Origin of the sequence: Enterococcus sp. NPDC086594 (genome assembly GCF_044746145.1) — a bacterium.
GTDB lineage: Bacteria > Bacillota > Bacilli > Lactobacillales > Enterococcaceae > Enterococcus_D > Enterococcus_D entomosocium.
Genome location: NZ_JBIVBP010000002.1, coordinates 182,830 through 196,770 on the forward strand (window position 1 = coordinate 182,830; position 13,941 = coordinate 196,770).

A 13,941-nucleotide genomic window follows, 5' to 3' on the forward strand; every position below is an offset into this window, starting at 1 on the left:
ACGATGGAAAATCTCTACGTAACCAGTGAGATCACCTTAAACAAAACAGCGGAAAAACGTTCTTCTCCTGTACCTACCAACACAGAGTTTTTCAGTTATGATCAACGCGTCGCAAAAAAGACGATCAACTTTCATTTTGAAGGTGAGCCGTTGGACCTTTCAGGAGCCAATGTCGTTTTAGGCTTTGATTTCGTGACTGCAGGTCAGTCAGTCATTTTTGAAAGTGCCGATGGCTCAATCAAAATTGAGAATCCCACAGCCGGAAAAGTGAATGTGATGTTACCAAATGACATATACGCGTACTCCGGCTCAGTGATCATTTATGTCTTTGTCGAATTTTCCAATGGTCAATCACTCGACTATCCTGCATTTAGTACGGAATTCCAAGAATCTTGGCTTGATCAGGACCTTGATGAAATGGCTCAGTTTTATGTGAAGCGTTTTGAGGACCTTCGAAAGCTAGTTCTTGAGGAGGCCGCTGGCATTGATCATGATTTAACCGATTTTGAAGATCGGATTCAACAAATCGAGACTGATTTAGCTTCTTTAGATACTGAATCGTTGGTTGAAGAAGTGGCAGAAGAAATCCGTGCTTCCATGGAGAGTCGGCTAAGTGATATTGAAGAGCGACTGGAAGATAGCGACGTTATTACACAAGAAATGATGGACTGGTCTTTTGCGGAACTATTGACTGGGAAAAAGATCTCTATCGATGGACACACTGATTTTTTCGGAAAAGCGAGAGCGAGCTTAGTGGAAAGTCCGCACATTATCAGACAACGGTTGACCGCAAGTTTTCCAAGCACAAGCACGAGTAACAATATAAACGTGGGTACTGAAATCACACAAGAGCAATATGAGGTCTTGGCAATGGATGAAGAAAGCGAAACAAGTATTTCGAATGCATCCTCGTCGGGATTTATCCAAATTTTAGTCGTTATTGATTTATTGGAACATTTCAAAAGAACATTCCCAGAATTACTTGGTTTTTTCAAAGGATCAACCGTGGAAGAAGAAGCCCAGCTTTTTCAATTACTTACTTCTGATGTGACATTTACTGTGAAGGGGAGAGCCCATACATCTAGAAATCGTTTGCTTGCCTTTGCAACACTGGAAGATGGTGGTACGTAAAACCCTCGATATATTTGGGTGGATAAAGATTCCCACAGAGAAAATACTGTGCAAGAATTAAGGGTTCCTGTTACACCAATGTTGCGAGGGATAACGGCAAGTGATAATTCAAACGTAGGAGAAGTTCGACTTGTCCTTTATGGTGATCCAAGGGAACTGTCTATTGTTAACACAAATCGCTTACTAATCAGTTATATGAAAGTCGAGTATCAATTAAAGTATTCGATTTTTGATTTAATTTCGTTAAAAGCGGATTGCCCGACACGAGCGATGCATAATGATTTAGCGCAACGAATTTCAGAATTAGAAAAGAAAGGATGAAAAAAAATGGAAAGACACAAAGCAATTTATGACACAAGGGACTTACAGGATCTACGACCATTGTATGCGTCGGAGAATCGCACCATATTCCATCCCTATACGGAAGTAGCACCACCAATTGATCCACATGTAGTAGTTATTGGCTTTGATTTTAATCGCCAACGTTGGAACGTAGTGAGTGCTGCAACGCCAGAAGAAGTCGAGGAGTTACAAGAAGCAACAGACACTTTGGGTAAACAAGTTGTGCAGCTGACATTACAAAATCTGCAACTGGCACAACAAGTAAGAGAGTTGACTCAAGGAGGGTAGGAAGATGCTTAATTATGAGATGATTCAAGATTGGTACAATCGTGGCTGGATGACTGAAGATGACGTCAATCAGTTTCTGGCACTTGGTGCAATCACAGAGGAACAGTCAAATACAATTTTAGAGGGAGAAGGGAAGTCTTAAGGCTTCTCTTTTTCAATTTCGGAAAGTGAAGGTAATCGGTATGTTTTATTTTGTCAGTCTTTTTATAGGAGGAGATTTTATGGTTCATTTATTCGGAGGAAGTTTAGATGTCATTGATGTCTATTTAACCTTTGTCGTTATTGATTTGGTCGTAGGGTATTTTAAAGCCCTAAAGTCCCATAGTTGGATGTCTGCGGTGAATTTAGAGGGGTTGTTTACGAAATTCATTACGTTTGCGACAATTTTTGCAGCTGCTTCTCTTGATAAAGTGGCGCCAATCATTGGGATTAGTTTACCAATCAACATTGCGCTTGTATGGACGATCTTACTTATTTTCTACGAGATTAGCAGCATTCTAGAAAATGCTTATGAATCAGGGGTCAAGGTTGGTTTCTTGCAAAAGTGGCTTGCGGTTTTCAAGGAAAATGTACACAAAGAGTCAACGCCGCCAGACTATGGTGATGGTCAAAGCGAAACAGAAAAAACAATCTATCAGCACAAAGATCAGGATCAGTCGAAGGGCTGATCTTTTTCTATACCAAAATTTTAGGAGTAATTATCTTGGACGAGAAGAAATTTAGTGACAAATGTCGAGAACTAGTAGCCAGTTATACCAATGATCATTTGGATAAGAGTGATCAGGAAGAAATTACATCGGATGATGTGTTTATTGTCTGGCAAGTTAAGGTACTGCAGAACAACAAAGCGCTGTTAAGTACAAAGCTATTTGATGGGATGTATTACGAGATCACCTACAACGGTGATAAAGACGAGTACTACTTTGATGCATATAAAAAGTGGGGAAACAAAGCTATTAAAGCTTAAAAATTAGGAGGAAAACACTATGACAAAAATTGTAGATTTACGAAGCGATTCAAGAATCATGGGACCAACAAACCCAAATCGATCAGTAGCAGGTATCACAAAAATTGCTCGTCACCACTCAGGAACTACAACAGGCGATGTGTTTGCATTTCAGAATCATTGGCGTAATGCAAATAAATGGGGAACTGGTGGTTACCACGAAATTATTTTGCGTGATGGATCAGTCCAATTAATCTATCGGGATAACGTCACTACAAATGGCGTAGGGAATCACAACAGCAAGACTTACCACATTTGTGTGGTGGGTAATTGCTCCTTTACTGCAGAACAAGAAAAAGCTTTTGACGAGCGAGCTCGTGCAGCCATGCAGCGATTTAATCTGAAACCAGCTGATGTATTAGGGCATAAAGAATTTTCAGGACACGGATCTAATACTTGTCCCGGAATCAATATGGCGACTGTTCGCAGTCGTTTAAGTGGCTCAGCTGGATCTACACCTACACCAAGCCCTGCTCCTACACCTACCTACAATGTGGAGCCTTGGAACAAGCGCCAAACTGTGAGCACCGACGTGCTAAATGTACGTGCTGCTCAAAATACGAACTCTGCTATCATTAAAACGCTGAAACGTGGACAAACGTTCAACGCTACTCGTATCACTCGGAACGGTGAAAGCGTCAATGGCTTTACTACTTGGTTTGAAGTTGATGGTGAAGGGTGGGTGTCTGGTGCTTTAGTAACTGAGGTTTCAAATAGTAATAGCACACCTGCAGCAGCGCCACCTGCTAACGTTTGGCATAGTCGTTCAGGAACCGTCACAGTGATCGCAGCTAAGGGAATCAATTTGCGAGGAACTTCTAGCGGAGATACAACTACACCGACTAATCTAGGTGTTCTTGCTTTGTTGGGACGTGGTCAGCAAGTCAAATATGATCGTGTGTTAGTCCAACGAAATGGATATGCCTTTGTACGCCAACCTCGCTCTGGAGGATTTGGGTGGTTAGCTATTGGACCAACAAAAGATGGTAAAGTGACATCTTATTGGACGTCTGGTATTAAAATTTAAATGAAAAACCCTCTTACTCAGAATCGAGAAAGAGGGTTTTTTTGCGTTGTAAAATGAAAAGAACTCAGGTATAAAACCTTAGTCAGATTTTAGACTTTCCATATACTCTGTGGTTAATTCGGTTGCCCCATACTCGGCATCTTCCTCATCAAAATCTAAATCATCGACCCACTGATAATAATGCTGAATCTCATGGGAGATAGTTTCCAGTATATAGAATATTGCATCATCTTTACCATGTAACTTCATTAATTGAGCGAAGTCACCTGTTGAAATCTTTATTCTTGATCTTTCCGCTTTATCAAAAGGTGCATAGAAAGTCCCGATTACTTTTTCAACAGTTATGCTATTATAAACAAATTTAGCCCCTGTAATATTTATATCTACTTGTAACGGAAATTCATAATTTTTTGAAAGCCACTCAATATAGTTAATTATCTTTTTTGCTATTAGCTTATTCACTGTAGGTCTTACAGATAGTTTTATCACTATTTTCCTCCTTTATGTTTTTTACTTGGCGTATGTTTTTTCATAGGTCTGTTTGGATTTTTATTTGATCTTGATTTGAAATTTTTATTATTTCTAGCTTTATTATTCAACTCACGACCCTGTTTTTTTAGATCGGGTTTTCCTACCGGACCACTTGCTTTATTGGAAAAATAACTTTTAATGGTTTTATAAGCCCAATGACCAGCACCAATTGTCACGCCGCCAAGAATGATGGCGCCAGTAGCGGCCAGTGCTACTTCGCCAACTCCGGGGATCAAATAGACTCCAGCCGCTGCAGCAAATCTAGCCTGACGGCTGATATCACTTGCCGGATTTGTTTCAGAAGCAGTTTTTAATAAGTTGATCAATTTTGCTTTATTATAAGGCACACCGTTTATGAACAGCTTGTTTTTTGTTACTTCAACGGTAGCGAGGTTTTCTTTCTTATCATACTGAACTTTATTCTCATCTTCAATATCCCATAATGTAACTTGGCTACTATCAGCATCATCAGCCAAAGCGCTGATGCCTGGACAAGCTAGGCTAAAGATTAGTGACAAAATACTTAAAAAAACTATTGATTTCAATTTTCCATTCATGATATTCCCTCCTTATAATCTTAATGATAAATAGTAGATCAGGATATCACAATGAAAATAAAATGTATGCTAACGTTTTTGTAAGTTCATAATTAGCAGCTGATAACGTATGTATTTAAATAAAACTTATATAAGAAAAAGACTCATGTTTGCGCTGACATTTAATATAATGTACGATTATATCGTCACGTGCACAAAAAGAAGAGTACTAGGCTAGAAAGTTTGGGGAAGTTTCGGGGGAAGTCTTTCCAAGCTTGCCTAGCACTCTTCTTTTTTATTTTATTATTATTACATAATAGATATTATTGGTCAGAATAGCGTCCAATATATTTCATTCCTCAGATACCGAGTTTTCTGATTGTGTCGTCAGAATTCTCTATTTCGAATTGTGAGACGATGAGCTGATCACGACTGTTGAATTTCCCACTGACTTTCACAACATATTTCTTTTCTTGAATCATTAGCATTTTATCAATGATCAATGGATTGAGTGTTAAGCAATTTAGATTCTTATCTGGCAATTCCAAGGTGAATCTGATTAGTGCTGGATTCATATTGATTACCCTAATCCTATCTAATATACCGACAAAAATTTCCATAAAATCACCTGCTTTTTATTTTATTGTAGCAGAAATGATTTGAAACTAAAAATTTAATTAATATATATAAATTTTACTTAACCCCATTATTGCATATGAAAATTTTGCTTTATCATTCAAGTGTGGGATACGGAAATAGCCTATATTTGACCAGCCTCTCTTATTTTTTTATAGGAGAAATGTTGCTATTTATGTACTAAGTTTAAATTTTTGTTATAAAAAAACTGTACGGACTGTATGAAAAATTTAAAGATGTGACAATGAGTTGATTAGAAATCTGATGTATATATTTTTTTAGATTTGGATAATTAAAAGGCTGTTTAATCTAATTTGATTAGGCAGCCTTTTTGATTTCAGTCATATTGATGAATCGATAGGGAAGGATTTATTGTTTTGACTAAGACCTGAACATAAAGTATCCAATGACTTCTAGTATGCCCATGGCAATTAAGGTAAATCCAAATACCTGTAGAAGAATCAATAAACTTGCGAATGGATTAAATAGAAGTAATGCACCACCAATAACAAGAATTATGCTATAGATAATCCAAGCTACAGATTTGGTATTAAGACCTAGTACTAATTGAAAGGCTCCATTAGAGATAATAGATAGACCGAGAAGTATTGGGAGAATAGATGCAATGGTAGTCGCAAATAGAAGTACAACAAGGGCTAATACAAGTAAAAATATCCCACTGAATAGACCTAATCCCCAGTTACCAGATTCTTTTCTCGTTTTAAAATCTTCGAGAATATTAATTAAACCAATCAAGGTTAAGTACCCAGCAAGTACATACCCAATAAAATTGAAGAAACCAGCTGGATTAATTGCAATAGCAATCCCGAAAATTATATAGATAATAGCTCGGAGAATTGCGTGACTTTTGAAGTTTCTTTTTAAAATAACTAACATTATAAACACCTCTTTTATATTTTCTTAATTTTTCATTTTCTTAATGCAGAAAGCGAGTATCTAGCTAATTAATTGTAAAAATGAAAAAATGAGATAAAACAAAGAAAGCTATTTAACTAAGTTTGAGATTGAGATGTTTTTAATATAATCATTCTTAATAAAATGTTCTGATGAGAAACGTGTTCAGCATCCAGGTGATTAATAGGAGTAAAGTGTTTAAATACTTCAAATATATGAAAGAAGGGTTTATATAAAATAGAGTTGAATAATTATTTATTAGCAAAAAAATCATATTGGGATCATATTTGTGTAATAAAAGAATATTTTATTAAGAACGATTGTTTTTAAATGTGGTAAAGACTTTGTTTATTCAAACTTAATTTTCGAACAATTGTTACCTTTCGTTAATGTAAGCTTAACTTAAATGATAATTAAAGAAATGAAATAAAAATATTCCTTCCTATCGTTTAAATTAAAAGTGTGTCAAGGACACAAAAAAAATAGATTGGAAGTGGATTTTATGAAAAAAGTTTTTTTGGTATTAACAGCGGCATTGGCAGTCATTGGTTTAGCAGCATGTGGTCCTGGAGCTTCAAAAAAAAACCCAGAAAAATCACCGCAAATCGAGCAAAAGCAAAAAAACAAATCCAGTACCGAGCAATCGTCGAAGAAACCGGTTCAAAGAAAACAGACACCCAAAAAACAAACGCCTAAAAAACAGACACCTAAGAAACAATCGCCTAAGAAACAAGAACCTAATAAAAATAATGAACAAAGAGATGAATCAAAGTCAAAGGAAACAAATGATCGGAAAACGCAAGAATAAATTTGTCTATCAATTATAGATAATGGTTAAAGAAGTCCCGGTTCAAACAGGAGAACCAGGACTTCTTTAAGTGAAAATACGTATTTGATTATCAAACATTCATAAAAATGGAGGATCGGTAAGATGAGAAAAAAACTTTTATTTGTAGCTATGTCAGTAGGATTGCTTTTGTTTTCTGCATGCTCTAAGAGTGCTGAAAAAGAAACTGCAGTAAGTTTTAAAGGTGGTACGATAACACAAAAAGACATTAATGATCAATTAAAAAAAATTAAAGGTGCTGATTCAGCTATTCAGCAGATGGTAATTAAACGAGTCTATGAGAATAAGTATGGAGAGGAAATAACTGAGAAGGATATTGAGAAAGAGTTTAATAAAATCAAAGAGCAAGCTGGTAAATCATTTAATTCTCAATTAGCTAAGTCTGGCGATACGGAAGCAGAATTGAAGCGGAAGATAAAGCAACAACTAGCCTTTAAAAAGGGGCTTGAAACCAATGCAGAAGTAAATCAAGAGAAAATACAAAAAATATGGGAGACCTTCCATCCAGAAGTAAAAGTCCAGCAAATTAAATTTAAAAATGAAGAGGATGCAAAAAAAGCAAAGCAATCTTTAGATGAGGGAGAAGATTTCTCGAAGTTGGTGAAGGAAAAATCAATAGATCAAAAATCAAATTCCAATGATGGGAAAGTGACATTTCATTCACATACATCATCTGTACCAGAAGAAGTGAAAGAAGCGAGCTTCAAACTAAATAACAAAGATATTTCTGATATTATTCCGGTGAAGAATCTCATGACAAAACAAACGAGCTACTATATAGTTAAAATGATTCAGAATCAGGAAAAAGGAGATGATATTGAAAAATATTCTGACGAGTTAAAGAAAATTGCAATTGAAAAGCAATTAGCTGATCAAGAATTTGTAAAACAATCAATAAGTCAGGAATTAAAAGCTGCAAATGTGAAAATCAAAGATGCAACATTAAACAATATTATGGATTCTTTAATACATCAGGAGAAGAAACAAGTGCCTAATAAAGATAACAAAAAAGAGGAAGAGTCAAAATCTAAAGAGTAACTGTTTTGTGAAATCCAGAGAATACTTAAATAAGCCCCGCTAATGTAGGCGAACCGGGGCTTATTTAAACGGAAAGATGCAGTTGTTTTTTCTTGTGAATTTTTATTAATGATAAGCATGTCTGCAAGGTATGGTTTGTATTTCTCTTCAACTTCAATAGGATAAGACTTTCAAATATTAGCTATAGATTTTGACATCATTGAATTGCATTGTTCAAACGTATTTTGAGAATAGAATTTTTGCTTTAATAGAAAATGAGAGATATTTTGTGTTATTCCAGAAAATACCAATCGAATTTAGATAAGACTTGCTGTTTGAGATAACATTATTTTTAACATACCTTCACTAGGTAGCATGTGCAAAAAGAAGAGTATTTGGCGGAGAAGCTTGGGGAAGTGTGCCTAATACTCTTCTTTTTTATTTTATCATTTTATAGGTTCAATTGATATGGCAGGTCTAAATTTTATTTACATGATGTAAATTTACGATACGCTATAGGATCAACGGATACTTTTTAAAATACAAATAAACTTTATAAAAAATGTAAGCACCCTAATTTATTTTAACAAAAGAAAGAATGATTTTCCTAGTACTTCTAATCTAGTTAAATTCTTCTCTCAGAATTACATATTCATAGCAACACCAATAAATATTAATAATAACGTAGGTGCTGAAATAATCAGATTTAGGACAAAAAGCCAACCTGAAAAGTGACGATAAATATTTTTTGTAAAAAGGTAAAGTGGTGTGATGAGTGATGCTAAGATTGTTACTATTATGATACTCAAATATAGTGAATCCGTTGTTAAAGGAAGAAAATTTGAAATAGTAATAGAAAGTGAGTTAATTAAATTAAAACCAGGTATTGTGGGGTCGGCTATACCTTTATTTATGATGAAAAAACCTGCTATTTGCATCAATGACAGGTAAAAACCCAATCCGTAGGGAATTAGTAGTATTGAAGAAAGCCAGTAATTTTTTTTCTCTGAATATGTCATAGATAAAACCTCCTTTAGTATTCTTAAAGAATATATGGAAAACAAGTGTTTTGAAATTTGATAAGCTAACAAAACTCTTTCGTTTTTGTAAGTATCAGTCACTATTTATCAATTAAACGAATTTTCACTTAAATTTTTGAGGTATAATAAGGATCAGTGTTTTCAGAGAGGGAGGATCGCTATGAGTTATTATGTGCTGAAGAAAAAAGATTCTAAATGGTTGTCAGTAGCTGCAGAAATAAACAAGGCTGATTGGAAAGCTGCTAAGTATTTGGCAAAAAAGATGACAAATTATGACTTTAAAGAATGTGAAGGAATTGTTATATCAGAAAATAATGATCAGATTGTTGGTTTTTGTTCGTTTGTTCTTAAAGATATTGTTGATTTAGCATATAGCCCATATATAGCAATTGTATATGTTGATCCAACTTTTAGAGGAAAGGGAATAAGTAAAGAGTTAGTTGAGATTGCCGAGCAACAGTTGATAACAGAGGGATTTCAAGGTGTTTATATTGTAACGCAACACGTTGGTCTTTATGAGAAATGGGGTTATTCTCAAATTGACGAAGCAGAGGATAAGTTTGGAAGAAGTATGAGAGTATTAGAAAAACAATTTAATATGATATCTGTTGATGAGTAAGTACAATCTACTTTACTTTAGATCTTAAATTACTATCTTAATTAAATATAGGATTTCTATTATGAAGTAAAAGAACCTCTTACTCAGATCCGAGCAAGAGGTTTTTTCGATTTTTCATATGAAAAGAATAGATTATTCTGTCTTAAATAATTTAGATACCTAAACCAGGTGTAATATTCGCATCAATCACATTATAAAATGCGTTTTGAGTATCAGCGATATCCCAAACTGCTAATATTACATGATATCCAATTCGATCTTCAGGTATTGTTATACTGTGCGTATCACCAACTACAGGCAATGTACCGTCGTGTGATACTTCTGCTATTTTTTCAAATGATGCACGATTCAGGGGTTCATTTGGATTCCAACCAGGTTTTGTAATATAGTAGTGCCATTTAGTTGTACGATGCAAAGCAGTATAAGTCCACTTCAAATCCAAGTTGCCAGTTTTAACTGATTGCTTTGTCCAACGATCTGCATCCTGGTTATCCAGAACGAAATCGTTAATCTGACCTAATCCACCTTCTGCAGATGCAATTCTTCCATCTCTAGGACCAGCTTCAGGAAAACCTTTTCTATACTCTAAAGATTGCGGATTTGAAATTACGTTTCCATAAACTTGATGCGCAGCATTCCAACCCCATTCCCTATTGTGTAATTGACCTTGATATCCTCGACTGATCGGCGTGCTTACATATCCATGTGCATGTGACTCCTTCGGAAAGGCCAAAAATACAACTGAGCTAATGAGTGTGAGACAGGCGGCAGTTAAAACAGATTTCTTTGACAACATATGAAAACCTCCTTAATATTTGGTTGCGGTTACATTTTAATGTTAAGTTGTCTGTAAGTCGAATCGATTAATTCTTACCTATACGAATTAATCGATTTTCAATAACTTTTGTTTTGGTGTATAATTTAAAAAATATGGTATTTTCTTAACGATAAAAACTATTTTTAATAGAGTCGTGCAGGAGAGATATAACTATTACTTTTGTTATTGGTTGTGATTTGTACACAAATGAATGTATCTAAAACTTTTTTAGAGTATGCCCACTTCACTACATGGAGTGGGCTTTTTATTTGCACAAAATTCGAATAAAAAGTAACCTTAAAATACCCTTAGCTAACACTTTTTCATTTTTAACCTTCTTTACAATGCCACTCCTCCCCGGGAGTGGTTATTTTTTGCGAAAAAAAGCACAGCATATTCTCATACGCCGTGCAGGTGGAACTATGTTCCGTCATCAATGTAATTATACACTAAGCTATCGAGTGGGCAAACAAACCTGCTTACCTAGCAATTACGATTGAGAAATATTAATAGGCTTGGATCTGGCAAAATATCATCTTACTCACATTAGATTAGAAACGGCATTTTGTTAATTTCAAAAATATAAATCGTATTTTAATAAGAGAAGTTTAAGATAAAACATAATGTTTGCGATTCCATTCTCTTTAACGTACCATTATCATGTAATATGTGTAAGAAAAGTACTAGGCAGGGGGAAGCTTGGGAAGTGTACCTAGTACTCTTCTTTTCTATCTTACCATTGATCAGCACTCAACGACACGATTGCTCAGAATATCGTCATCGGTTTCTTTTTGGATACAAATTATTGATAAGTATCAGTACCCAATATAAAATTAAATTATCCTATAAAGTATCTTTTTCAAAATTCTGTTTGCCCACTTCTCCCCAAGAAGCGGGCATTTTATTTGCACAAACAGAATCCTGGGTGTAGCATTAACTTACCCGGATCAGTTAAAACTATGTTTCATTTTTTAACCTTCTTTACAAAAATCCCTGTCCTTAATTGGATAGGGATTTTTTGCGTTCTTCAATTAATTAATCTAATTCTTTGAGATATTCTTTAGGTGCCTTTTAAGTAGGTCAAAAGGGATAAGCTATACGCTTGCTGTTAAAATACTTCCAATGTAAAATTTTTATGACAACATTGTATCGTCAATGAAGAGTATCAGGCGGGGAAAGCTTGGGGAAGTATGCTTGATACTCTTCCTATATATTTTTTCATCATTTTTATTTAATAGATATTATTGATTAGAAAACCGTCATAAATTTGTTGAGTTTGATTAATAAAAGATGTATTGTAAACTCATACCCAAAATGTTTATTTTTCGTTTTCTCTTTCGAGATCTACTCTAGAATGCCTAGAGTAGATTTTTTTATTGAAAAAAAATTATTAATCGAATAATATATTATTGGTGCTAATGCACTAAAATAGAGTACTAGGCAGAAATTGGGGAATTTCGAGACTTGGCCTAGTACTCTTCTATTTATTCTATATAAAAATATAGAATATCCTCTTATGAGAGCTACTTAATTGAAATACTATGATAAATACTATACCATTTAAGTATGGTCTCTCTGTAACATCTAGAGCAATGGGAAAAGCGGCTTGGGGAAGTCTTCTTTTGACCATTGCTCTTTTTTGATTGTAGCACTAAAAAATTTAAATAGATATAAATAAAGCTTGATAATCTTGTTTAAAAAAGCAAATGATTTGAGTTTTTTTGAGTGAGATTTTAGAATAGTATATAGCCCTATCCGAGGCTAACATTTCTAATTTTTTCTGTGTAGCCACTCTTTATGCTGAGTGGCTCTTTTTTGAGCAAAAGGTTTGAATAAATTTTAGATTGCTCATATAATTAATTTACCATATAAAAAAACTTTTTATCTAATTGTGCCACTCCTCCCCGGGAGTGGTTGTTTTTTTGTAAAAAAAGCACGGCATATTCTCATATGCCGTGCAAGTGGAACTATGTTCCGTCATCATAATAATCATCATATAGTAATTTACTGAATAGGGAAAGTAATAAGCTTATCGAACATTAATATTTTCAAATTCAATCATAATCTTTGTTTTTCCAATCGCCGAATACTTCTTAACACCAAATTGTTTCCTACTATTATACTCACCAGCTACCAAAATCTGCATTCCTTCATGCACATCGGCTAAGAAGTTCAAACTATGCGAAGCAATCAAACAGTTCACTCTATCAAGCGAAAACCGCACCAAAGGGACCTTGCTCATATTGAGTAATAAGATTCATACATCAAACCACTTTACTTCACTATAATAGTCAACACTTCGTATTTCATCATAATGGACTAGAGTGTCGTCTAAATAAAATCCTAGATCATCGTAACCTTTCAGTGTTCCTGTAAAATCAGGCATGTATTTATCGTCTACCACATGATTAAGTTGAATTGCTAGCTTTCTATTTTTTGTGACTGCAGTTTGCAAAAATTCACTTATTTCTTTTTCATCCATTTCAGGTTTAGCAGGGCAAGTATATTTTAATTCTTTTTCTATTCTTGCGATGTCAGCTGTATGTTCTGACAAGAAAAATCCTACCCATTTTAGCTTTTTCCGATCTTCATATGGCTTAATCATTCCCATAAAATTTCCCTCCTCTTAGCGAAAATTATACGAACTAACGTTCGCTTTGTAAAGAGAACAGATTGTTAAATTGAGTAGCGTTTGTTATTTTCCTTCTATTATATAGAGTGATATTTGACCATACATTGACCTAAAAAATGAGTGCTAGTCAAAGATTGTCGAAAGACAGTTTTCTGCGCATTTATTATTATATCAGGCGATAGTGTCAGTAGAGGATAGCAAGAGAATTAGAATATAGATACAGTTAAATAATTTTTCTTAGTGTCAAATCCTTTCGTATGAAGGGGTTTGGCGCTTTTTTTGTTAGAGGCTGAGATTCCTAAAAAGTAATAAGCAGCGATCCTCGTTTTTTTATGAGCGAGGATCGCTGCTTATTTTTTTCGAAATTGTTGGAATAAGAACACGAAAATAAAAAAGAAAAATGCTTCCCACAACGTTGTGGTCCAACTAAAGCTGCGGTTAATACCAAAAACGAGATTACCAATATTGGAAACCACCAAATACAAGGCTGTTGCTAGCAAAGAATAGCCGAATCGTTTGCCCATCATTACGCCTCCCTTTGCTATGATTGTAACAAG

19 protein-coding genes are annotated in these 13,941 nt (G+C 34.7%); 10 read left to right on the forward strand and 9 right to left on the reverse strand.

The window, feature by feature from the left end; genetic code table 11:
• The first annotated feature begins 3 nt into the window (after nt 1-3).
• From ACIPK1_RS05275 to ACIPK1_RS05305, 7 genes are all read left to right on the forward strand, one after another.
• Complete coding sequence (locus tag ACIPK1_RS05275) at nt 4-1,131, forward strand: hypothetical protein (protein WP_400450125.1); 1,128 nt, start codon at nt 4-6, stop codon at nt 1,129-1,131.
• A gap of 48 nt (nt 1,132-1,179) precedes the next feature.
• Nucleotides 1,180-1,452, forward strand: coding sequence for a hypothetical protein (locus tag ACIPK1_RS05280; RefSeq protein ID WP_400450127.1), 273 nt, complete (start codon nt 1,180-1,182; stop codon nt 1,450-1,452).
• Between the two features lie 6 nt (nt 1,453-1,458).
• Nucleotides 1,459-1,761: a hypothetical protein gene (locus tag ACIPK1_RS05285; RefSeq protein WP_400450129.1), complete on the forward strand. Its 303-nt coding sequence runs from the start codon at nt 1,459-1,461 to the stop codon at nt 1,759-1,761.
• Between the two features lie 4 nt (nt 1,762-1,765).
• Nucleotides 1,766-1,903 (forward strand): XkdX family protein, encoded by a 138-nt coding sequence (locus ACIPK1_RS05290; RefSeq protein ID WP_400450131.1) that lies wholly within the window; start codon nt 1,766-1,768, stop codon nt 1,901-1,903.
• Nucleotides 1,904-1,982: 79 nt separating this feature from the next.
• Complete coding sequence (locus tag ACIPK1_RS05295) at nt 1,983-2,429, forward strand: phage holin family protein (RefSeq protein ID WP_241655697.1); 447 nt, start codon at nt 1,983-1,985, stop codon at nt 2,427-2,429.
• A gap of 35 nt (nt 2,430-2,464) precedes the next feature.
• Nucleotides 2,465-2,728: a DUF6275 family protein gene (locus ACIPK1_RS05300; RefSeq protein WP_400450133.1), complete on the forward strand. Its 264-nt coding sequence runs from the start codon at nt 2,465-2,467 to the stop codon at nt 2,726-2,728.
• Between the two features lie 19 nt (nt 2,729-2,747).
• Nucleotides 2,748-3,794, forward strand: a complete 1,047-nt coding sequence (locus ACIPK1_RS05305) for an N-acetylmuramoyl-L-alanine amidase (RefSeq protein WP_400450136.1) — start codon at nt 2,748-2,750, stop codon at nt 3,792-3,794.
• A 78-nt stretch (nt 3,795-3,872) separates the two neighbouring features.
• Here ACIPK1_RS05305 and ACIPK1_RS05310 read toward each other — a convergent pair whose 3' ends face one another.
• From ACIPK1_RS05310 to ACIPK1_RS05325, 4 genes are all read right to left on the reverse strand, one after another.
• On the reverse strand, nt 3,873-4,283 hold the full coding sequence (locus ACIPK1_RS05310; RefSeq protein WP_400450138.1) for a hypothetical protein: 411 nt from the start codon (nt 4,281-4,283) through the stop codon (nt 3,873-3,875).
• Nucleotides 4,283-4,882 (reverse strand): hypothetical protein, encoded by a 600-nt coding sequence (locus ACIPK1_RS05315; RefSeq protein WP_400450140.1) that lies wholly within the window; start codon nt 4,880-4,882, stop codon nt 4,283-4,285. Before ACIPK1_RS05315 ends, ACIPK1_RS05310 begins: the two co-directional genes overlap by 1 nt.
• A gap of 338 nt (nt 4,883-5,220) precedes the next feature.
• A complete protein-coding gene (locus tag ACIPK1_RS05320; protein WP_400450142.1) occupies nt 5,221-5,481 on the reverse strand; it encodes a hypothetical protein in 261 nt (86 codons plus the stop codon).
• A gap of 397 nt (nt 5,482-5,878) precedes the next feature.
• Nucleotides 5,879-6,394: a DUF308 domain-containing protein gene (locus ACIPK1_RS05325; protein ID WP_400450144.1), complete on the reverse strand. Its 516-nt coding sequence runs from the start codon at nt 6,392-6,394 to the stop codon at nt 5,879-5,881.
• Between the two features lie 520 nt (nt 6,395-6,914).
• Between ACIPK1_RS05325 and ACIPK1_RS05330 the strand changes: the two genes are divergently transcribed.
• A complete protein-coding gene (locus tag ACIPK1_RS05330) occupies nt 6,915-7,220 on the forward strand; it encodes a hypothetical protein (protein WP_400450146.1) in 306 nt (101 codons plus the stop codon).
• Nucleotides 7,221-7,343: 123 nt separating this feature from the next.
• Entirely contained in the window at nt 7,344-8,297 is a 954-nt protein-coding gene (locus tag ACIPK1_RS05335; RefSeq protein ID WP_400450148.1) for a peptidyl-prolyl cis-trans isomerase, read from the forward strand.
• Nucleotides 8,298-8,920: 623 nt separating this feature from the next.
• On the opposite strand, the gene ACIPK1_RS05340 is transcribed toward ACIPK1_RS05335, so the two are convergent.
• Nucleotides 8,921-9,295 carry a hypothetical protein gene (locus tag ACIPK1_RS05340; protein ID WP_252709004.1) on the reverse strand — a complete coding sequence of 125 codons (375 nt, stop codon included), beginning with the start codon at nt 9,293-9,295 and terminating at the stop codon, nt 8,921-8,923.
• 181 nt (nt 9,296-9,476) lie between these two features.
• Between ACIPK1_RS05340 and ACIPK1_RS05345 the strand changes: the two genes are divergently transcribed.
• Nucleotides 9,477-9,935: a GNAT family N-acetyltransferase gene (locus ACIPK1_RS05345; RefSeq protein WP_400450149.1), complete on the forward strand. Its 459-nt coding sequence runs from the start codon at nt 9,477-9,479 to the stop codon at nt 9,933-9,935.
• 151 nt (nt 9,936-10,086) lie between these two features.
• Here the strand turns inward: ACIPK1_RS05345 and ACIPK1_RS05350 are convergent, their stop codons facing one another.
• The 4 genes from ACIPK1_RS05350 to ACIPK1_RS05365 all read right to left on the reverse strand — a co-directional run bounded on the left by ACIPK1_RS05350 (nt 10,087) and on the right by ACIPK1_RS05365 (nt 13,908).
• Nucleotides 10,087-10,731 carry a lytic polysaccharide monooxygenase gene (locus ACIPK1_RS05350; protein ID WP_252709002.1) on the reverse strand — a complete coding sequence of 215 codons (645 nt, stop codon included), beginning with the start codon at nt 10,729-10,731 and terminating at the stop codon, nt 10,087-10,089.
• A gap of 2,050 nt (nt 10,732-12,781) precedes the next feature.
• Complete coding sequence (locus ACIPK1_RS05355) at nt 12,782-12,994, reverse strand: hypothetical protein (protein WP_400450152.1); 213 nt, start codon at nt 12,992-12,994, stop codon at nt 12,782-12,784.
• 15 nt (nt 12,995-13,009) lie between these two features.
• On the reverse strand, nt 13,010-13,363 hold the full coding sequence (locus ACIPK1_RS05360; protein ID WP_252709000.1) for a hypothetical protein: 354 nt from the start codon (nt 13,361-13,363) through the stop codon (nt 13,010-13,012).
• 371 nt (nt 13,364-13,734) lie between these two features.
• Entirely contained in the window at nt 13,735-13,908 is a 174-nt protein-coding gene (locus ACIPK1_RS05365; RefSeq protein WP_005236653.1) for a hypothetical protein, read from the reverse strand.
• Nucleotides 13,909-13,941 lie beyond the last annotated feature (33 nt).